Annotated in this window: 17 protein-coding genes; 15 read left to right on the top strand and 2 right to left on the bottom strand. The window is 75.1% G+C overall.

Annotated elements, in window-relative coordinates:
- Positions 1-40: 40 nt before the first annotated feature.
- Positions 41-1,357, top strand: coding sequence for a Na+/H+ antiporter NhaA (gene nhaA / locus HKK73_RS06230; RefSeq protein WP_137280203.1), 1,317 nt, complete (start codon positions 41-43; stop codon positions 1,355-1,357).
- A gap of 20 nt (positions 1,358-1,377) precedes the next feature.
- Here the strand turns inward: nhaA and HKK73_RS06225 are convergent, their stop codons facing one another.
- A complete protein-coding gene (locus HKK73_RS06225) occupies positions 1,378-2,865 on the bottom strand; it encodes a PHB depolymerase family esterase (protein ID WP_171467653.1) in 1,488 nt (495 codons plus the stop codon).
- 277 nt (positions 2,866-3,142) lie between these two features.
- On the opposite strand from HKK73_RS06225, the gene HKK73_RS06220 reads away from it, so the two are divergent.
- From HKK73_RS06220 to HKK73_RS06155, 14 genes are all read left to right on the top strand, one after another.
- Positions 3,143-4,357 (top strand): substrate-binding domain-containing protein, encoded by a 1,215-nt coding sequence (locus tag HKK73_RS06220; protein WP_144722439.1) that lies wholly within the window; start codon positions 3,143-3,145, stop codon positions 4,355-4,357.
- A 1-nt stretch (position 4,358) separates the two neighbouring features.
- Complete coding sequence (locus HKK73_RS06215) at positions 4,359-5,135, top strand: ABC transporter ATP-binding protein (RefSeq protein ID WP_074809191.1); 777 nt, start codon at positions 4,359-4,361, stop codon at positions 5,133-5,135.
- The gene (locus HKK73_RS06210) at positions 5,132-5,911 is read left to right on the top strand and encodes an ABC transporter ATP-binding protein (protein ID WP_076405208.1); all 780 of its coding nucleotides are present in this window, start codon (positions 5,132-5,134) and stop codon (positions 5,909-5,911) included. Before HKK73_RS06215 ends, HKK73_RS06210 begins: the two co-directional genes overlap by 4 nt.
- On the top strand, positions 5,908-6,783 hold the full coding sequence (locus HKK73_RS06205) for a branched-chain amino acid ABC transporter permease (RefSeq protein ID WP_144722437.1): 876 nt from the start codon (positions 5,908-5,910) through the stop codon (positions 6,781-6,783). Before HKK73_RS06210 ends, HKK73_RS06205 begins: the two co-directional genes overlap by 4 nt.
- On the top strand, positions 6,780-7,937 hold the full coding sequence (locus HKK73_RS06200) for a branched-chain amino acid ABC transporter permease (RefSeq protein ID WP_144722436.1): 1,158 nt from the start codon (positions 6,780-6,782) through the stop codon (positions 7,935-7,937). Before HKK73_RS06205 ends, HKK73_RS06200 begins: the two co-directional genes overlap by 4 nt.
- Positions 7,934-9,523, top strand: coding sequence for a class I adenylate-forming enzyme family protein (locus tag HKK73_RS06195; protein ID WP_171467652.1), 1,590 nt, complete (start codon positions 7,934-7,936; stop codon positions 9,521-9,523). Before HKK73_RS06200 ends, HKK73_RS06195 begins: the two co-directional genes overlap by 4 nt.
- On the top strand, positions 9,520-10,215 hold the full coding sequence (locus HKK73_RS06190) for a TetR/AcrR family transcriptional regulator (RefSeq protein WP_051028213.1): 696 nt from the start codon (positions 9,520-9,522) through the stop codon (positions 10,213-10,215). Before HKK73_RS06195 ends, HKK73_RS06190 begins: the two co-directional genes overlap by 4 nt.
- Positions 10,212-10,988: a 3-hydroxybutyrate dehydrogenase gene (locus HKK73_RS06185; RefSeq protein ID WP_144722434.1), complete on the top strand. Its 777-nt coding sequence runs from the start codon at positions 10,212-10,214 to the stop codon at positions 10,986-10,988. Before HKK73_RS06190 ends, HKK73_RS06185 begins: the two co-directional genes overlap by 4 nt.
- The gene (locus tag HKK73_RS06180) at positions 10,985-12,046 is read left to right on the top strand and encodes an alpha/beta hydrolase (RefSeq protein WP_171467651.1); all 1,062 of its coding nucleotides are present in this window, start codon (positions 10,985-10,987) and stop codon (positions 12,044-12,046) included. Before HKK73_RS06185 ends, HKK73_RS06180 begins: the two co-directional genes overlap by 4 nt.
- Positions 12,043-12,927 carry a CoA transferase subunit A gene (locus HKK73_RS06175; protein ID WP_171467650.1) on the top strand — a complete coding sequence of 295 codons (885 nt, stop codon included), beginning with the start codon at positions 12,043-12,045 and terminating at the stop codon, positions 12,925-12,927. Before HKK73_RS06180 ends, HKK73_RS06175 begins: the two co-directional genes overlap by 4 nt.
- Positions 12,928-12,930: 3 nt before the next feature.
- Positions 12,931-13,635, top strand: coding sequence for a CoA transferase subunit B (locus HKK73_RS06170; protein ID WP_051028158.1), 705 nt, complete (start codon positions 12,931-12,933; stop codon positions 13,633-13,635).
- Positions 13,632-14,789, top strand: coding sequence for an alpha/beta fold hydrolase (locus tag HKK73_RS06165; RefSeq protein WP_144722432.1), 1,158 nt, complete (start codon positions 13,632-13,634; stop codon positions 14,787-14,789). The genes HKK73_RS06170 and HKK73_RS06165 overlap by 4 nt, the downstream gene beginning before the upstream one ends.
- Positions 14,786-15,991: an acetyl-CoA C-acetyltransferase gene (locus HKK73_RS06160; protein WP_171467649.1), complete on the top strand. Its 1,206-nt coding sequence runs from the start codon at positions 14,786-14,788 to the stop codon at positions 15,989-15,991. Before HKK73_RS06165 ends, HKK73_RS06160 begins: the two co-directional genes overlap by 4 nt.
- 80 nt (positions 15,992-16,071) lie before the next feature.
- Positions 16,072-17,832, top strand: a complete 1,761-nt coding sequence (locus tag HKK73_RS06155) for an alpha/beta-hydrolase family protein (protein ID WP_216608056.1) — start codon at positions 16,072-16,074, stop codon at positions 17,830-17,832.
- Positions 17,833-17,907: 75 nt separating this feature from the next.
- Here HKK73_RS06155 and HKK73_RS06150 read toward each other — a convergent pair whose 3' ends face one another.
- A complete protein-coding gene (locus HKK73_RS06150; protein WP_051028156.1) occupies positions 17,908-19,401 on the bottom strand; it encodes a helix-turn-helix transcriptional regulator in 1,494 nt (497 codons plus the stop codon).
- Between the last annotated feature and the right edge of the window lie 170 nt (positions 19,402-19,571).

The following is a 19,571-nucleotide window of genomic DNA, read 5'->3' as shown; positions in this document are numbered from 1 at the left end:
CGACGCGGCCGTGCGACACGACAGCGACCCCGGGAGCACGATGACCCACCCCGCCCTGCCCTCCGGCCCCTCGGCCACCCCGCCGACCGACCGCCCCTCCCCCGGTGCACGCCTGCGCCGCTGGGTCGGGCGCGAGACGACGGGCGGCGCCCTGCTCATCGGCGCGGCGCTGCTCGCGCTGGTCTGGGCCAACTCGCCCTGGCGCGAGTCCTACCTCACGCTGTCGAGCACCGTCGTCGGCCCGTCCTCCCCGCTGCACCTCGACCTGACGCTGTCGACGTGGGCGGCCGACGGCCTGCTCGCGATCTTCTTCTTCGTGGTCGGCGTCGAGCTCAAGCAGGAGTTCGTCGCGGGCAGCCTGCGCAACCCGAGGCAAGCGGGCGTCCCGGTGCTCGCGGCGATGGGCGGCATGGCGGTGCCGGCCCTGATCTTCGTCGCCGTCCTGCTGACCACGGGCGACCCGGGCGCGCTGCACGGGTGGGCGATCCCCACGGCGACGGACATCGCGTTCGCGCTCGGCGTGCTCGCCGTCTTCGGCCGCGGGCTCCCCGTCGCGATCCGCACGTTCCTGCTCACGCTCGCGGTCGTCGACGACCTGCTCGCGATCGTCGTCATCGCGATCTTCTACACGGCGGAGCTGCAGTGGGGCTACCTCGGCCTCGCGCTGCTCGCCGTCGCGCTCTACGCCGTCCTCGTGCGCGCTCGCCGCACCCGCTGGTGGCTCCTGCTGCCCGTCGCGGTGGTCGCCTGGGCGTTCATGCACGAGTCGGGCGTCCACGCCACGATCGCCGGCGTCCTGCTCGGCTTCACCGTCCCCGCGCTCGCGGTGCACGGGGAGCGGGAGCCGCGCACGCAGCGCTTCGAGCACACGGTGCGCCCGCTCTCGCAGGGCGTCGCGCTGCCGGTGTTCGCGTTCTTCGCGGCCGGCGTCTCGATCGTGGGCGGCGAGACGCCCGTCGGGGAGGTGCTGACGCAGCCCGTCGTGCTCGCCATCGTCCTCGGGCTCGTCGTCGGCAAGCTCGTGGGCGTGCTCGGGGTCACGGCGCTCGTCACGCGCTTCACGCCGCTGCGGCTCGCGGCCGGCATCGGGGTGCGCGACCTCCTGCCCGTCGGGTTCCTCGCGGGCATCGGCTTCACCGTCTCGCTCCTCATCGCGGAGCTGTCGTTCCCCGACGCCGAGCACACCGACGGCGCGAAGATCGCGATCCTCGCGGCGTCCACGATCGCGGCGGTGCTGGCCGCGCTCGCGCTGCGCTGGGACGCCCGCCGGGCCCGCTCGAACGACATGAACCGCGACGACCTCCCGGACGACGTCACCGACTTCATCGGTGACCCGAAGGACCGCCTGGAGCACTAGCCCGAGCGGGCCCGCCCTGCTCAGCAGGCGGCGGCGACCTCGAACCGGCCGGGCGCGGCCTCGCGCAGCGTCGTGACCGTCGCGTCGCCCTGGCCGAGGTACGCGAGCGAGCCGACCGCGTAGTACGGGTTGTAGGGGTTCACGCCGTAGGAGATCGCGCGCCCCGCGGTCCGGTGCTGCGCGTTCGTCGCGGTGCCGCACCACGGCCCGGTCGGCGCCTGCACCGTCACCGCGACCTGCGCGGTCGACGCGTTCCCCGCCGCGTCGACCGCGCGGGCCGTGAGCACGTGCGAGCCGGGCGCGAGCGCCGTCGTGTCCCAGTCGAACCCGTACGGGGCGGTGCGCAGCGTCACGAGCATCGCGCCGTCGACGCTCAGCTCGACGCGGTCGACCGCGCGGTCGTCGGACGCCGCGACCTCCACGCGGACCGTCCCCGAGACGGCGGCGCCCGCGGCGGGCGCGGTGATCGCGACCGTCGGCGCCGTGACGTCCGGGTCGGGGCCCGGGTCGCGGTCGACGCGCCGGTTGTTCGCGAACAGGAAGTCGGTGAGGTAGGCCGGGTAGTCGATGCTGTTCGTCGACACGTAGGACCCTCCGGGGCCGCCGCCCGCGGGCCACGCGTGCGCGAGCCCGGTGTTCTGGACCAGCGAGACGCGCGGGCCGGCGGCGTCGGACCACAGCGACCCGGTGCCCGCGCGGTTCGTGCCCGCGAGCCCGGCGAGCGAGAACGACGACGTGGTCCCGGCTCCGTAGAGGTCGGCCATGACCTGGGCGTTGAGCGTCCCGTACCCGGTCGCGACCGTCGTGTCGGCGCTGCCGAAGACGACGGACGTCACCTGCGAGCCGAAGCCCGCCGCGTGCGTCCCCGCGAAGGTCCGGCACGTCGAGCGCGCCTGCGCGAGCGTCGTCGCGACGCTCCCGATCTGGCCCGACGTCGTCCCGACCGTCGGCCCCGCCGCGATCCCCACGCCCGCGAACACGTCGGGCGCGAGGCAGCCCATGACCATCGCCTGGCCGCCGCCGGACGACAGGCCGCTGGCGTAGACCTGGTCCGGGTCGATGCCGAGCGAGGCGTCTGCCAGCAGGGTCGAGACGAGGTCGAGCAGGTCGTCGTCGTGCCGCGCGGGGTTCGTGCGGCTGTGGTTCGTGTCGTAGTAGTCCCAGCAGCCGAGCAGGACACCGCCGTTCGGCGCGGCGGGGACCGCGACGACCATGCCGTGCTCGTCGGCGGTCGCGGTCCAGTTGCCGCCGTTCTTGAGCACCTGCGACGTCTGGACGCACCCGTGCAGGGAGACCATGAGCGCCCGACCGCCGGGGAGCGCGGGCGCCGTCGACGGCCGGTAGAGCTCGACCGTCATCCCGCCGGCGGTGCGCTGGGACCACGACCCGGCGGCCGTGGCCGGTGCGGTGACGAGCGGGGCGAGCACGACCGCGAGCGCCGCGCCGAGGGCGAGCGCGACGGCGCTCCGGCGGGCGCGGGCGCGCTGTCTGAGGGAGTGCCTGACCATCTGAACCTCCACGTCGAGGTCGGGTCGTCGTCGGCGCTTCGCGCACCGTGGCGCGCACCGTCGCGCGCCGGACCCGGGCGAGCCGGACGTTACGTGTGACCTGAATCACCTGTCAATATCAGAGCACCCCCGACGGGCTCGCAGCACCGCGCGCGACTGTCCCGCCCGACGCGGGTTGACACCGCGCCGCCCGGGGATCCATGATTCCCGCAACCTGAATCGCCTCTCATGTTCGAGCGGCGCTCCCCCTCAGGACCACCCAACGAAGGGCGAAGTCATGCGGACGAAGAAGTCCCAGCGGTCGGCGCTCGCCGTCGCCGCGCTCGCGGCCGCGAGCCTCGCGCTCGCCGCCTGCGCGCCGACCGACGCGAGCGGCGGCGGCAGCACCGGAGGCGAGAGCAGCACGAGCGCCGACCCGGTCGACGTCGGCATCATCTACTCCAAGACCGGGCCGCTCGCGGCCTACGGCGAGGCCTACTACGAGGGCTTCCAGGCCGGTCTCGACTACGCGACCGACGGCACGGGCGAGGTCGACGGCCGCCCGGTGAACGTGACGTTCCACGACGACGGCGGCGACCCGGACAAGGCGGTCGGGCAGGCCAAGGACCTCATCGGCAAGGGCTACCAGATCCTCGGCGGCACGGTCGTGTCCGGCGTGGCGCTCAAGCTCGCCGAGCAGGCCGAGCAGAACAAGGTGCTCTACATCTCCGGGCCCGCCGCGGTCGACGCGCTCACGGGCATCAACGACTACACGTTCCGCTCGGGGCGCCAGTCGCTCCAGGACGTGGCGACCGCCGGCACGTTCGTGGACCCGGACGGTGCGAAGGTCGTCGTGTTCGCCCAGGACAACGCGTTCGGCCAGGGCAACCTCGCCGCGGTCGAGGCCGTCCTCGGCGCGCAGGGCGCCGAGGTGACGAGCGTGCTCGTGCCGGAGGACGCGACGGAGTTCACGCCGTTCGCGCACCAGATCGTCGACGCCGCGCCCGACCTCGTGTTCGTCGCGTGGGCCGGGGCGACGTCGGGCGCGATGTGGCAGGGCCTCGACCAGCAGGGCGTCCTCGACGCGACCACGGTCGTCACCGGGCTCGGCGACGTCGCGACCTACGGCGCGTACGGCGCCGCGGCGAGCAAGGTCGACTTCCTCAACCACTACTTCCCCGGCGCCGCGGGCACCGAGGTCGAGGCCGCGATGCTCGCGTCCGTCGAGGAGGCCGGGAAGCAGGCCGACCTCTTCACGCCCGACGGCTTCGTCGCCGCGCAGATGATCGTCCACGCGATCGCCGAGGGCGGCGACGACGTCGACGCCATGGTCGACGCGCTCGAGGGCTGGAGCTTCGACGGCCCCAAGGGCACGACGACGGTCCGCGCGTCCGACCACGCGCTCGTCCAGCCGATGTACCAGGTGAAGCTCGTGGCCGAGGGCGACGGCTGGGCTCCCGAGCTCGTCGCCGAGGTGCCGGGCGACGACGTCGCGCCGGCCGAGGCGGGCTGACGTGGGCGAGCCGCACACCCTCCCCGCGCTCGAGGTCCGCGACCTCGGGCTCCAGATCGGCGGCGCGCGGATCCTGCGGGGCGTGAGCCTCGCCGTCGGGCAGGGCGAGATGCTCGGCGTGATCGGGCCGAACGGCGCGGGCAAGACGACGCTCTTCAACCTGGTCTCCGGGATCCACCGCCCGACGAGCGGGTCGGTGCTCCTCGAGGGCGCGGACGTGACGACCACCTCGGTGGCCGCGCGCGCCCGCGCGGGCCTGGGCCGCACGTTCCAGACGTCGAGCCTGTTCCCGCGCCTGAGCGTCCGGGAGAACGTGCGGCTCGCCGCGCAGGGGCGCCTCGGCGGCGCCCTGTCGGTGCTGCGCTTCCCGCGTCGCGGCGACGCCGCGACGCGGGAGGCGGACCGGCACCTGGAGACCGTCGGGCTCGTGCGCCGCGCCGAGGTCGCCGCGGGCGACCTGTCGCACGGCGACAAGCGCAAGCTCGAGATCGCGGTGCTCCTCGCGACCGAGCCGCGCGTCGTGCTGCTCGACGAGCCCATGGCGGGCGTGTCGTCGGCCGACGTGCCCGGCCTCGTCGAGGTCATCCGCGACCTGCACGCGACCGGCTGCACGGTGCTCATGGTCGAGCACCACATGGACGTCGTGCTGGGGCTCGTGGACCGCGTCGCCGTCATGCACCACGGCGAGCTGCTCGCGTGCGACACCCCCGACGCCGTCATGGCGGACCCGACGGTGCAGAGCGCCTACCTCGGCGTCACGGCAGGAGAGGCAGCATGAGCGGCAGCAGCAGGAGCACCGCCCAGCCCGCGGTCAGGAGCGACGTGCCCGTCCTCGAGGTGCGCGGGCTCTCCGCGCGCATCGCGGGCCAGCAGGTCGTCGAGGACGTGACGTTCTCCGTCCCGGCCACGGGCGTCACCGCGGTGCTGGGCCGCAACGGCGTCGGCAAGACGTCGACCCTCAAGGCCGTGCTCGGCCTGATCGAGCGCCGGGGCGAGGTGCTGCTCGCGGGCGAGCGCGTCGACGGCGAGCGCACGGACCGGATCGTGCGGCGCGGCGTCGGGTACGTGCCCGAGGACCGGGAGGTGTTCGCCGGGCTCACGGTCGCGGAGAACCTGCGGCTCGCGGAGCGCGACGCCCACCCGCGACGCGAGCTCGTCGCGGAGCTGTTCCCGGACCTGGTGCAGCGCGCCGCCCAGCGCGCGGGCACCCTCTCGGGCGGGCAGCAGCAGATGGTGTCGCTCGCGCGCGCCCTGCTCAACGCCAACCGCCTGCTCCTCGTCGACGAGCCCACCAAGGGCCTCGCGCCCCGGATCGTCGGCGAGGTGTCGGACGCGCTCGCGGAGGCGGCCCGCACGGTCCCGATCCTGCTCGTCGAGCAGAACCTCGAGGTCATCGAGCGGCTCGCCGAGCGCGTCGTCGTGATCGACGCGGGCCGCGTCGTGCACACCGGTCCCGCGCGCGAGCTCCTCGACGACCCCGACCGCGTCCAGCAGCTCCTCGGCGTGCACGCCGAGGTCGACCACCACGGAACCGAAGGGGCGGTGGCCCGGTGAGCACGATCGTCCTCCTCCTCGTCACGGGGCTCGGCCTCGGGGCGCTGTACTTCCTCGTCGCGTCGGGCCTGTCGCTCATCTACGGGCTCATGGGCGTCCTCAACTTCGCGCACGGGTCGTTCCTCACGCTCGGCGCGTTCGGCGGCTGGTTCGTCGCACGCTCCCTCGGCGCGGACTCGTGGGGCGTCTTCGCGCTCTCGCTGCTCGCCGGGGCCGTCGTCGGGGCGGGGGCCGCGGCGCTCACCGAGCTCCTGCTCATCCGCCCCCTCTACGAGCGGCACATCGAGCAGGTGCTCGTCACCGTCGGGCTCTCGCTCGCGTCCGTCGCGCTGTTCGAGGGCATGTGGGGATCGGACCCCGAGTTCATCTCCGGCCCGGCGTGGCTCAAGGGCACGACCGACCTGGCCGGCGCGCCGGTGCCCAACGACCGGTTCGTCGCGATCGGCGCCGCGGCGCTCGTGCTCGGCGCGATCGTGCTGTTCCTCCAGCGCACCCGCTACGGGCTCATCATCCGCGCGGGCGTCGAGAACCGGTCCATGGTCACCGCGCTCGGCATCGACGTGCGCAAGGCGTTCACGCTCGTCTTCGCGGTCGGCGGCGCCGCCGCGGGGCTCGGCGGGGTCCTCGCCTCGCAGTACTTCGGGTACGTCTCCCCGCACCTCGGCGGGTCGCTGCTCATCTTCGCGTTCATCGTCACCGTCATCGGGGGGCTCGGCTCCCTGACCGGCGCGGCAGTCGCGTCCGTGCTCGTCGCGGTCCTGCAGCAGTTCGCGAACTACTACCTCGGCTACGGCGACCTCCTCGTCGTGCTCCTCCTCGCGCTCGTGCTCCTCGTCCGTCCCACCGGCCTCCTCGGGAGGACAGCCGCATGACCACCCAGACCGCTCCCCCGGCCCCGGCCGCCCCCGCCGACGACGCGCCGCGCGCCGACCGACGCGCCCGCCGGGCGCCGTCGGGCACGCTGGTCCGCACGCTCGCGGGCGTCGCGCTCGTCTCGGTGCTCGCGTGCCTCCCGCTGCTCGCGCTTCACGTGCCGGGCGTCCTGCCCGGCCCGACGTACACGCCCGGCGCGCTCCAGATGATGGCGATGTGCTGGCTCATCGGCGCCCTCGCGCTGAGCTACCACCTGCTTTTCGGGGTCGCGGGGCTGCTGAGCTTCGGCCACGCGCTGTACTTCGCAGCGGGGCTGTACGGGCTCGCGATCGTGCTCGACACGACCGAGATCCCGCTCCTGCCCGCCGCGGCGCTCGTGCTCGTCGGCGGGATCGTCCTCGCGCACGTCGTCGGGGCCGTCTCGCTGCGGGTCACGGGCATCTCGTTCGCCATGGTCACCCTCGCGTTCGCCCAGGCGGGCAACGTGCTCGTGCGCCGCAACCCCGGCGGCACGACCGGCGGCGAGGAGGGCCTCGCGCTCGCGACCCGGAACGTCCCCGACGCGTTCGTGGGGGTGCTCAACACGCGCAACCTCTACTGGCTCGCCCTCGCCGTGCTCGTCGTCGTCTACCTCGTGGTGCTGTGGGTCGAGCGGTCGCGCGCGGGGCACGTCGCGGCGGCGACGCGCGAGAACGAGATGCGCGTGCGCGTCATCGGCGGGCGCCCCTACCTCGTCAAGCTCCTCGTGTTCGTCCTCGCGGCGACGCTCGCGACCGTCGTCGGCATGGCGTACCTGCTGCTCCAGTCCGGGGCCGTGCCGCGGGCGACGTCCGCCGACTTCACGCTCACGCTGCTCGTCATGGTCGTGCTCGGCGGCGTCGGGTCCCGGTGGGGAGCGATCGTCGGCGGCGTGCTCTACACGATCCTCGACCAGCGGCTCGGGACGCTCGCGGGCTCCGCGGCCGTCGCGGACCTCCCGGCCGTGCTGCGCGTGCCGCTCAGCGAGCCGCTGTTCCTGCTCGGCACCCTCTTCATCCTCGTCGTGATGTTCCTGCCAGGCGGCATCGCGGGCGCCGCGTCGCGCCTCGCCGCGCGCCGCCGCCCGCGGGAGGATCGGGAGGAGGCCCGCGAGCGCCTGGAGGAGGTGGCATGACGACGCAGCACCAGGACGCCCAGGACGGCCTGCACACCCTCGGGCGCTGGACGCGCGACCGCGCGCTCGCGACGCCCGACCGCGTCGCCGTCGACGACCGCGGCGTGACCCTGCGCTACCGCGACCTGCACGAGCGCGCGAGCGCCCTGGCGGCCGAGTTCCGGGAGGCGGGCTACGGCGTCGGGGACCGCGTCGCGACCGTCACGGGCAACAGCGCCGACCAGGTCGTGCTGTTCTTCGCGTGCGCGCAGGCCGGGCTCGTCCTCGCGCCGCTGTCGTGGCGGCTGTCGCCCGGCGAGCTCGCCGCCCAGGTCGAGCAGGCCGACCCCGCGCTGGTGCTCGTGGAGCAGGAGTTCTCCGGCCTCGCGGACTCGGCGTTCGACCGGCTCGACCCGCTGCGCCGGCTCGACGGGGAGCGGCCCGGCCGCCCGCCCCGGCGGGCGGAGCTCGGGCGCAGCGGTGTCGAGGCGCACGTCCCGCCGCCGTCACGGCGGGGTCCCGCGCCGGAGCGCCGGCCCGTGCGCGACGACGACCCGCTCCTCCTCGTGTTCACGTCCGGCACGCAGGGCACGCCCAAGGGCGCGCTGCTCACGCACGCGAACTGCTTCTGGACGAACCTGTCGCTCTCGCGCACGGTCGAGCTGACGAGCCACGACGTCGTGCTGAGCGTGCTGCCGCAGTTCCACGCGGGCGGGTGGAACATCCAGCCGCTGCTCGCGTGGTGGACCGGCGCGACCGTCGTCCTGGAGCGCACGTTCGAGCCCGAGCGCGTGCTCCAGCTCGTCGCCGAGCGGCGCGTCACGACGATGATGGGCGTCCCGACGAACTACCTGCTCCTCGCGGAGCACCCCGGCTTCGCGGACGCCGACCTGTCGTCGCTGCGGCACGCCGTCGTGGGCGGCGCGCCCATGCCGGAGCCGCTGCTGCGCACGTGGCACCGCCGCGGCGTCGCCCTCTCGCAGGGCTACGGGCTCACGGAGGCGGGCCCCAACGTGCTGTGCCTGCCCGACGACCAGGCCCGCGAGCGCAGCGGCTCGGCCGGCACGCCGTACCCGCACGTCGAGGTCGCCGTCGCCGACCCGGTGACCGGCCGTCACCTCGACGGGCCCGCGGCGGGCGAGCTGCTGGTCCGCGGGCCGGGGGTGTTCGCCGGGTACTTCCGCGACGAGGCCGCCACGGCCGCGGTCCTGCGCGACGGCTGGCTGCGCACCGGCGACCTCGTCGAGCGCGACGCCGACGGGTGCTACCGCGTGGTCGACCGCCTCAAGGACGTCTTCATCGTCGGCGGCGAGAACGTCACGCCGTCCGAGGTGGAGGCCGTGCTCCGCCGCCACCCCGCGGTGGCGGACGTCGCGGTGGTGGGCGTTCCCGACGACCGGTGGGGCGAGGTCGGGGCCGCGTTCGTCGTCCCGCGCGCAGGCCACCCCACCGACGCCGAGGAGCTGGAGGCGTTCTGCCGCCGCGAGCTCGCGCACTTCAAGGTCCCGCGCCACTTCGACCTCGTCCCGTCCCTGCCCCGCACGTCGTTGCACAAGGTGTCGCGCCGCTCGCTCGCCGAGCGCGTGACCGTCCCGGAGGACTCATGAGCACCCAGCCCCGCACCGCCCGCGGCAACCGCACCCGGGCGAAGATCCTCGCCGCGGCCGAGCAGGTGTTCGCCGAGGTCGGGTACCACGACGCGTCGATCGTGAAGATCACCGAGTCCGCGGGCGTCGGGCAGGGCACGTTCTACCTGTACTTCGAGTCGAAGATCGACGTGTTCGACGAGCTCGTCGACGACCTCAACCGCCGCGTGCGGCACGCGATGATCGAGGCGAGCTCGCAGGCGACGACGCGCCTGGCCGCCGAGCGCGCGGGCTTCGAGGCGTTCTTCCGCTTCACCGCCGAGCACCCGGCGCTCTACCGGATCGTGCGGCAGGCCGAGTTCGTCTCGCCCGGGGCGCTGCGCCGCCACTACGCGCGCATCGTCGAGGGCTACATGACCGGGCTCGACAAGGCGCGCGCCAACGGCGAGGTCGGCCACGACGTCGACCCGGAGGTCGCCGCGTGGGCGCTCATGGGCATCGGCGAGATCGTCGGGATGCGCTGGGTCCTGTGGGGCGGGCGCTGGGACGAGGGCGCAGAGCCGCCGTCGTACGACACCGCGGCCGCCGAGGTCCCCCCGCACGTGTTCGAGCAGACCATGCAGTTCATCGAGCGCGCGCTCGCCGCGCCGCGGACCGCACCGACCGCGACCGGGCCCGCCACCTCGACCGACACCGAAGGAGACGCGCGATGACCGTCCCCGCCACCGTCCCCGGCACCGCCCCGACCCTCGCCGGGCGGCGCGCGCTCGTCACGGGCGGCGCGAGCGGCATCGGCGCCGCGTGCGCGCGCGAGCTCGCCGCGCGCGGCGCGCACGTGACCGTCGCCGACGTCAACCCCGACGGCGCCAAGCGCCTCGCGGACGAGCTCGGCGGCGAGGCGTGGGTCGTCGACCTCGCCGACACGCGCGCGCTCGACGACCTCACGCTCGACGTCGACGTCCTCGTCAACAACGCGGGCGTCCAGCGCGTGAGCCCCATCGAGGACTTCCGCCCCGACGACTTCCGCCTGCTGCACGCGATCATGCTCGAGGCGCCGTTCCTGCTGGTCCGGGCCGCGCTCCCCGGGATGTACGCGCGTGGGTTCGGGCGCGTCGTCAACGTGTCGTCCGTGCACGGCCTCGTGGCGTCGCCGTTCAAGTCGGCGTACGTGTCCGCGAAGCACGGTCTGGAGGGCCTGTCCAAGGTGACCGCGCTCGAGGGCGGTCCGCACGGCGTGACGAGCGTGTGCGTCAACCCCGGGTACGTCCGCACGCCGCTCGTCGAGAAGCAGATCGCGGACCAGGCGCGCGTGCACGGTGTCCCCGAGTCCGAGGTGCTCGCGACCGTGCTCCTCGCGGAGTCCGCGGTGAAGCGGCTCGTGGAGCCGGAGGAGGTCGCGTCGCTCGTCGGCTGGCTGACCGGCCCGGACGCGTCGATGGTCTCGGGCGCGTCGTGGACGATCGACGGCGGCTGGAGCGCCCGGTGACCGCGGCGACGACCGCGCCGGACGACGTCACCGCCGCGACCCACACCTACGCGACGCTCGACGTCCCCGTCGCGGGCGGGCGCCTGCGCGTCGGCGTGTGGGACCCGGTCGGCCCGCCCGCACCCGAGCCGGGCGCCCGGCCCGACGGCGGCGCGCCCCCCGCGCACGACGCCGTCCCGACCGTCCTCGCCGTGCACGGCATCACGGCGTCGCACCGCGCGTGGCCGGCCGTCGTCGCGGCGCTGCCGGGCGTGCGCGTCGTCGCGCCCGACCTGCGGGGGCGCGGACGCAGCAACGGCCTGCCGGGCCCGTACGGCATGGGGGCGCACGCGGACGACCTTGCGACGGTCCTCGACGCGCTGGGGATCGACCGCGTCGTCGCGCTCGGGCACTCCATGGGCGCGTTCGTGTCCGTCGTGCTCGCGCACCGCCACCCCGGCCGCGTCTCCCGGCTCGTGCTCGTCGACGGCGGCATCCCGCTCCCGCCGCCGACCGGGCTCGCGCCCGACGCGACGCACGACGAGGTCCTGCGCGCCCTGCTCGGCCCGGCCGTCGAGCGCCTCGAGCGCACGTTCGCCGACCACGAGGAGTACCGCGGCTTCTGGCGCGCGCACCCCGCCTTCGCGAGCGCGTGGGACGAGCCGTGGGCCGACGTCGTCGCGGGGTACGTCGACTACGACCTCGTCGGCGAGGCGCCCGCGCTGCGTCCGGCGTCGTCGGGCGCGGCGGTCTCCGCCGACTCGCTCGAGCTCTACGAGGGCGGGCCGCTCGCGGACGCGCTCGCGGGCGACCACCCGCTCGACGTGCCCCTCGTGCTGCTGCGCGCGCCCCGCGGCCTGCTCGACGAGCCCGAGGCCCTCTACTCCCCTGAGCACCTCTCCGCGTGGCGCGCGCGGCTGCCGGGGCTGCGCACCCGCGACGTAGCGGGTATCAATCACTACACGATCATCATGAGCCCGCCCGGCGTCGAGGCCGTCGCGGGCGAGACCCTGCGGGCCCTGGCCGCCGTCACGAGCGACGGACCCGGACCGGCGAGTGACGAGGAGGTCACGGCATGAGCCCCACGATCGCGTCCCCACGAGGGACCGGGCTGGACAAGGTGGTCGCGTCCGCGGCCGAGGCCGTCGCGGACGTGCCCGACGGCGCGTCGCTCGCCGTCGGCGGGTTCGGCCTGTGCGGCAACCCCATCGCGCTCATCGAGGCGCTGCTCGCCCAGGGCACGCGCGACCTGTGGGTCGTGAGCAACAACTGCGGCGTCGACGACTGGGGCCTCGGGGTCCTGCTCGGCGCCGGCCGCATCCGGAAGATGACGAGCTCGTACGTCGGGGAGAACAAGGAGTTCGAGCGCCAGTTCCTCTCGGGCGAGCTCGAGCTCGAGCTCACCCCGCAGGGCACGCTCGCCGAGAAGCTGCGCGCCGGCGGCGCGGGCATCGCCGGGTTCTGGACGCGCACGGGCGTCGGCACGCAGGTCGCCGAGGGCGGCCTCCCCCAGCGGTACGACGGCGCGGGCGGCGTCGCGCAGGCCAGCGCGCCCAAGGAGGTGCGCCCGTTCGGCGTCGGGCCGCGCGGTCGCGACGGTGCGTTCGCCGACGAGGCAGAGTTCGTGCTCGAGGACGCGATCACCACGGACTTCGCGCTCGTGCACGCGCTGCGCGGCGACCGGCACGGCAACCTCGTGTTCCACCGGTCGGCCCGCAACTTCTCCCCGCTGGCCGCGATGGCGGGCCGCGTGTGCGTCGCGCAGGTCGAGGAGCTCGTCGAGCCCGGCGAGATCGACCCCGACGCCGTGCACCTGCCCGGCGTGTTCGTGCACCGCGTCGTCGAGGTGGGCCCGGACGTGCCCAAGCGCATCGAGCGCCGCACCGTGCGCTCGGCCGCCCCGACCGACCAGCCCGCGCCCGCGCCGTCGGGCACCGCGACCACCGTGAAGGAGGGCTGAGCCGTGCCGCTCACCCGCGACGAGATGGCCGCGCGCGCCGCGCGCGAGCTCCAGGACGGCTGGTACGTCAACCTCGGCATCGGCCTGCCGACGCTCGTGCCCAACTACGTGCCCGCGGACAAGCACCTCGTGCTCCAGTCGGAGAACGGGATCCTCGGCGTCGGGCCGTACCCGACCGAGGACGCCGTCGACCCCGACCTCATCAACGCCGGCAAGGAGACCGTCACCGTCCTGCCGGGCGCCGCGTTCTTCGACTCCGCGCTGAGCTTCGGCATGATCCGCGGCGGCAAGATCGACGCCGCGATCCTCGGCGGCATGCAGGTCTCCGAGACGGGCGACCTCGCCAACTGGATGATCCCCGGCAAGATGGTCAAGGGCCCCGGCGGCGCGATGGACCTCGTGCACGGGGCGGGCCGCGTGATCGTGCTCATGGAGCACGTGGCGCGCGACGGGTCGCCCAAGATCCTGCGCTCGTGCTCGCTGCCCCTCACGGGACGCGGGGTCGTGCACCGGGTCATCACCGACCTCGCGGTGATCGACGTGACGCCCGACGGGCTCGTGCTGCGCGAGACCGCGCCCGGCGTGAGCGTCGACGACGTGCGGGCCGCGACCGAGCCCGACCTCGCCGTCGCGCTCGACGACGCCCCGCTCGACGTCGCCGACGCCGGCCCGGGACCGTCCACGCAGGCCGCGGGGACGCCGTCGTGACGCGCGACGTGCTGCGTCGCGACGTCCCGACCCCGCGCGGGCGCGAGCACGTGCGCGAGGTCGTGGCCGACGGCGACGCGCGGGCCACGGTCCTGCTCGTGCACGGCAACTGCTCGTCGTCGGCGTTCTTCGACCCGCTGCTGCGCGCGCTCCCCGCCGACGTGCGCGGCGTCGCCGTCGACCTGCGGGGGTACGGCGACGCCGAGCCCCGGCCCGTCGACGCGACCCGGGGCGTGCGGGACTTCGCCGACGACGTCGCGGGCGTCCTCGACGCGCTCGACCTCACGCGCCCGCTCGTCGCCGTCGCGCACTCCGCGGGGGCGGGCGTCGTGCTGCAGCTCGCAACCGACCGGCCCGACCTGTTCGACGGCATCCTGCTCGAGGCGCCCATGTCGCCGTACGGGTTCGGCGGCACGCGCGACGTCGACGGGACGCCGCTCTCCCCCGACTTCGCGGGATCGGGCGGCGGGACGGCGAACCCCGCGTTCGTCGCGGCGCTCGCCGCCGGCGACCGCAGCGAGGACGCCGGGTCGCCCCGCGACGTGCTGCGCCGGTTCTACGTCGCCGACCCGGCGGCGCTCGGCGAGCCGCTCGGCGCGCTCGAGGAGCTCCTGCTCGACTCCGTGCTCTCCACGCGCACGGGCGACGACAGCTACCCGGGCGACCGGACGGCGTCGCGCACGTGGCCCGGCGTGGCGCCCGGGACGCGCGGCATGAACAACGCGATCAGCGCGAAGTACTGCGACCTGTCCGGCTTCGCGACGTCCGGCGCCACCGCGCCCGTCCTGTGGGTGCGCGGCGACGCCGACGCGATCGTCTCGGACACGTCGCTGTTCGACCTCGCGCAGCTCGGCGCGCTCGGCGCCGTCCCCGGCTGGCCCGGGGCCGAGACGCACCCGCCGCAGCCGATGGTCGCCCAGACCCGGGCCGTCCTCGACGCCTACGCGGCCGCGGGCGGGCGGTACCGTGAGGAGGTGCGGCCCGGCGTCGGGCACAGCCCCCACCTCGAGGAGCCGGACGTGTTCCTCGGGCTCCTGCTCGGGCTGGTCGACACTGCCGTTGCCGACGTCGACGCCGCCGCCGCACGAGCGGACGCCACACCCCCGGCGCCCGCGCAGACACCGCCGTCCGCACCCCTGGAGGTCCAGCCGTGAGCACCACCACCCCGCACTCCCCCGACGACGTCGTGGTCGTCGCCGCCGCCCGCACGCCCCAGGGCCGTCTCAAGGGCTCGCTCGCCGCGCTGACGGCGGTCGAGCTCGGCGCCGTCGCCGCGCGCGCCGCCATCGAGCGCTCGGGCCTCGGCGCGGACGCCGTCGACGCCGTCGTGCTCGGCCAGGTGCTCCAGGCCGGGGCGGGCCAGAACCCCGCGCGCCAGACGGCCGCCGCCGCGGGCGTGGGCTGGGACGTGCCCGCCGTGACGGTGAACAAGGTGTGCCTCTCGGGGCTCACCGCCGTCATCGACGGCACGCGGATGATCCGCTCCGGCGAGGCGGAGGTCGTGCTCGTCGGCGGCCAGGAGTCCATGACCAACGCGCCGCACCTGCTCCCCGGGTCGCGCGCCGGGTTCGCGTTCGGGGACGCGACGCTCGTCGACGCCGTCGCGCGCGACGGGCTCACCGACGCGTTCGACCACGCCTCCATGGGCGTCTCGACCGAGCGCACCAACGTGGGCGACGTGTTCGTCTCCCGCGAGGAGCAGGACGCCGTCGCGGCGGCCTCGCACCAGCGCGCCGCGGCCGCGGCGAAGGACGGCCTGTTCGACGCCGAGCTCGCCCCCGTGAGCGTCCCGCAGCGCCGGGGCGAGCCGGTCGACGTGCGCGACGACGAGGGGGTGCGCCCCGACACGACCGTCGAAGGCCTCGCGCGCCTGCGGCCCGCGTTCGACCCCGAGGGCACCATCACCGCGGGCAACGCGTCGCAGATCTCCGACGGCGCCGCCGCGCTCGTGCTCACGACCCGCGCCCGGGCCGAGTCCGCGGGCACGCCGGTGCTCGCGACCGTGCGGACGTGGGGCCAGGTCGCCGGTCCCGACACGTCGCTGCACTCCCAGCCCGCCCGCGCGATCCGGCAGGCCCTCGACCGGGCCGGGTGGACGGTCGACGACCTCGACCTCGTCGAGATCAACGAGGCCTTCGCGACCGTCGTCGCGGTGTCCACGCGCGTGCTCGGCGTCTCGCCCGACGTCGTCAACGTGCACGGCGGCGGCATCTCGCTCGGGCACCCGATCGGCGCGTCCGGCGCCCGCCTCGCCGTGCACGCGGCGCACGAGCTCGCGCGCCGCGGGGGCGGGCGCGTCGCCGTCGGGCTGTGCGGCGGCGGAGGCCAGGGCGAGGCGCTGCTGCTCGAGGCGTAGGGCTCGCCCGGGTCCGGTGGACCGACGGCGCCCCGGCCGTTCGAGGGGACGGCTCGGGGCGCCGCGCCTACGATCGCGGGGTGCAGCCCACCGCGACGGAGACCCGCGCCCCCGAGCCCGTCGACGAGGAGCGCCCCCGGCACGGCGCGTGGGGGCGGTGGCTCCGGCGGTTCTCCGCGACCGGGCTCGTGGTTGCGCTCGCCTGGTTCTGCCTGTCGTTCACGCCGTCGCTCATCCCGCGCGCCTGGTACTACCAGGCCGTGATCTCGGGCGTGAGCGCCGTCGGCGGGTACGCCGTCGGCGCGCTCGTCGAGTGGTTCGCTGTGAAGGTCGGGCTGCGGATCCGGTGGACCGCGCGCGCGAGCCGGATCGCGTGGTGGGTGCTCGCCGGGGCGACCGTCGTGCTCGTGCCGCTGGCGCTGATCCTCGGGGCGCGGCGCCAGATCGAGCTGCGGCACCTGTTCGGCATGTCGGAGGATGTCCCCGGACGCGAGGTCGTCACGCTGCTCGCGGCGCTCGCCGTCGCGCTGCTCGTGCTCCAGGCGGGCCGCGGCCTGCGCCGCGTCGCCCGATGGCTGAGCGTCCTCGTCGGCAAGGTCGTGCCTGCCCCCGTGGCGCGGTTCGTCAGCGGCGTCGCGGTCGCCGTCGTCGTGGTCCTGCTGTTCAACGGCGTCATCTGGTCAGGCACGCTCAGCGCGCTGAACTCGGTCTACGCGGCGGCGAACGCCGAGATCAGCCCTCGGCTCACGCCCCCGACGCTCCCCGAACGGTCCGGCTCCCCCGACTCCCTCGAGCCCTGGGACTCGCTCGGCGCGGAGGGGCGCAAGTTCGTCGTCTCCGGCCCGACCCTCGACGAGCTGCGCGCGTTCGCCGCGGCGGGCGACGTCGTCGACCCCGCGGACGTGCGCGAGCCGATCCACGCGTACGCGGGCCTCGACCCCGAGGGCGACCTCGACGCCACGGCGGCCCGCGTCGTCGACGAGCTCGACCGGACGGACGCGTGGGACCGGTCCGTCCTCGTCGTCGCGACCACGACCGGGACCGGCTGGGTGGACCCCGCCATGGTCGAGGCGCTCGAGCTCATGCACGGCGGCGACACCGCGATCGCCAGCATGCAGTACTCCTACCTGCCGAGCTGGATCAGCTTCGTCGGCGACCGCTCGACCCCGCCCGCCGCGGGCAAGGCGCTGTTCGAGGCGGTGTGGGCGCGGTGGTCGGACCTGCCCGAGGGCGACCGCCCGCGCCTGCTCGCGTTCGGCATCTCGCTCGGGTCGTTCGGGATGCAGGGCGCGTTCAGCGGCGTGCAGGACGTCGAGGCTCGCTCCGACGGCGCGATGTTCACCGGGACGCCCGGGTTCACGCCGATGTGGCGCGAGCTCACCGACGCGCGGGACCCCGGGTCGCTCGAGTACGCACCCGTGGTGGACGACGGCCGCCAGGTCCGCTGGGGCGACCCGGTCGCGACCGGCGTCGCCGACCTCTGGGGCCCCGGCCCGCGCTGGGACGAGCCGCGCGTCGTGTACCTCCAGCACGCGTCCGACGGCGTCACCTGGTGGGGCCCGGAGACCCTGTGGTCCGAGCCCGACTGGCTCCGCGAGCCACGCGGGCCCGACGTGCTCGGCGACGTGCGCTGGTACCCGTTCGTCACGTTCTGGCAGCTCACGGGCGACCTCTTCGTCGCGGCCGCGTCCGACATCCCGCCCGGCCACGGGCACGTCTACCAGCTCGAGTACGCCGACGGCTTCGCCGCGCTGCACGCACCCGACGGCTGGACCGACGCCGACACCGCGCGCCTCAAGGACGCGATGGTCGCTCCCGTCGAGGGCGGCTCGATCGGCTGACGGCCGACCGGCGTCCGCCGACCCGGCTCGCACGGACGGCGCGCACCGGGCGGAGCGCGCGCAGGCACGGGCCGGCTAACCCGGCGCGTGGGCCTCGAGGAACGAGAAGACCTCGGTCTGGTCGACGCCGGGGAACGCGCCGGTCGGCATCGCCGCGAGCATCGACGCGTGCGGGCGGGCGCTCGGCCAGGCGTGGCCGGCCCAGCGGTCGGCGAGGTCGTCGGGCGGGCGGCGGCAGCACGCGCCGTCGGGGCAGCGGGACACGAGCCGCTCGGTCGTGTCGCGCCCGAGGAACCACTTGACGTGCGCGAACGGGACGCCGACGCTCACGGAGAACTCGCCGTCGGCCGACGCCTGCACGCGCGACGTGCACCAGTAGGTGCCGCTCGGGGTGTCCGTGTACTGGCTGAACGGGCTGAGCCGGTCCTCGACGGCGAACACGGTGCGCGCGGTCCAGCTCCGGCACACGTACTGCCCCTCGACCGCGCCGAGCGGGTCGGCAGGGAAGCGCACGCCGTCGTTCTCGTAGGCCTTGTGGATCACCCCGGACTCGTGCACCTTCATGAAGTGCACCGGGATGCCGAGGTGCTTCGTCGCGAGGTTGGTGAACCGGTGCGCGGCGGTCTCGTACGACACCGCGAACGCGTCCCGGAGGTCCTCGATGGAGATCTCGCGCGCGTCCTTCGCGGCGCGCAGTGCCTTGACCGCGTGCCGCTCCGGAAGCAGGAGCGCCGCGGCGAGGTAGTTGGCCTCGACGCGCTGGCGGAGGAACTCGCGGTAGTCGCGCGGCTCCGCGTGCCCGAGCACGTGCGGCGCGAGCGCCTGGAGCAGCGCCGACGTCGCGTTGGACCGCCCGCGCATCCCGTTGCTCGGCAGGTACACGCGGCGGTGGCGCAGGTCGAGCACGGACCGGGTGGAGTGCGGCAGGTCGCCGACGTAGTGCAGCGTGAAGCCGAGGTGGGCGGCGAGGTCGGCCGCGACGCGCTGGGGCATCGGCCCGCCCGCGTGCCCGACGCCGTCGAGCAGCCCGGCCGCCGCGTCCTCGAGCTCGGGGAAGTAGTTGTCCTGCGCGCGCATGGTCGCGCGGAGCTCCGCGTTCGCGCGGCGCGCCTCCTCGGGCGTCGCAGCGCGCTCGGTGTGCAGGCGCTGGAGCTCGCGCTCGAGCGCGACGATGGTCTCGAGCGCGTCGGTGGGCAGCGACTTGCCCACCCGCACGGGCCGCAGCCCGAGCGCGTCGAAGAGCGGGCCGCGCTGGGCGCGCTCCAGCTCGATCTCGAGCGCGTCCCGGCGCGACGGCGGCTCCGGCGAGAGCAGGTCGTCGAGGCTCGCGCCGAGCGCGCGCGCCACCGCCTGGAGCTGGCCGAACTTCGGCTCGCGCTTGCCGTTCTCGAGGAGCGACACCTGCGACGGCGCGCGGCCGATCGCGGCGCCGAGCTCGTCGAGGGTCATGCCGCGCGCGGTGCGCAGGTGCCGGATCCTGCGGCCGATCGTCAGGGCGTCGGGCTCGCTCTCGAGCGGGATTTCCGCATGTTCCGCGATTCCGGCCGGTCGCGTCGTCGGGATAGCCATGACTGAGAGTGACACGCGCCACTCCTTGCGCACAAGAGAAGAACCGCGTTTCTTTCGTCCGATCTGGCTTGAGAAGGGCTTGCAGGCGGGAGGAAGGTCGAAGCACGGACCTCGCCGAGGTCCACCGACCGGCCCGGCCGGCCCGCACCACGCGGGCCGGCGCACCACCA

The sequence above is a fragment of the Cellulosimicrobium sp. 72-3 genome, assembly GCF_013127315.1.
GTDB classification, from domain to species: Bacteria; Actinomycetota; Actinomycetes; order Actinomycetales; family Cellulomonadaceae; genus Cellulosimicrobium; species Cellulosimicrobium funkei.
The sequence above is the reverse complement of the archived record's forward strand: the minus strand, read 5'-3'. Positions and strand labels throughout refer to the sequence as shown.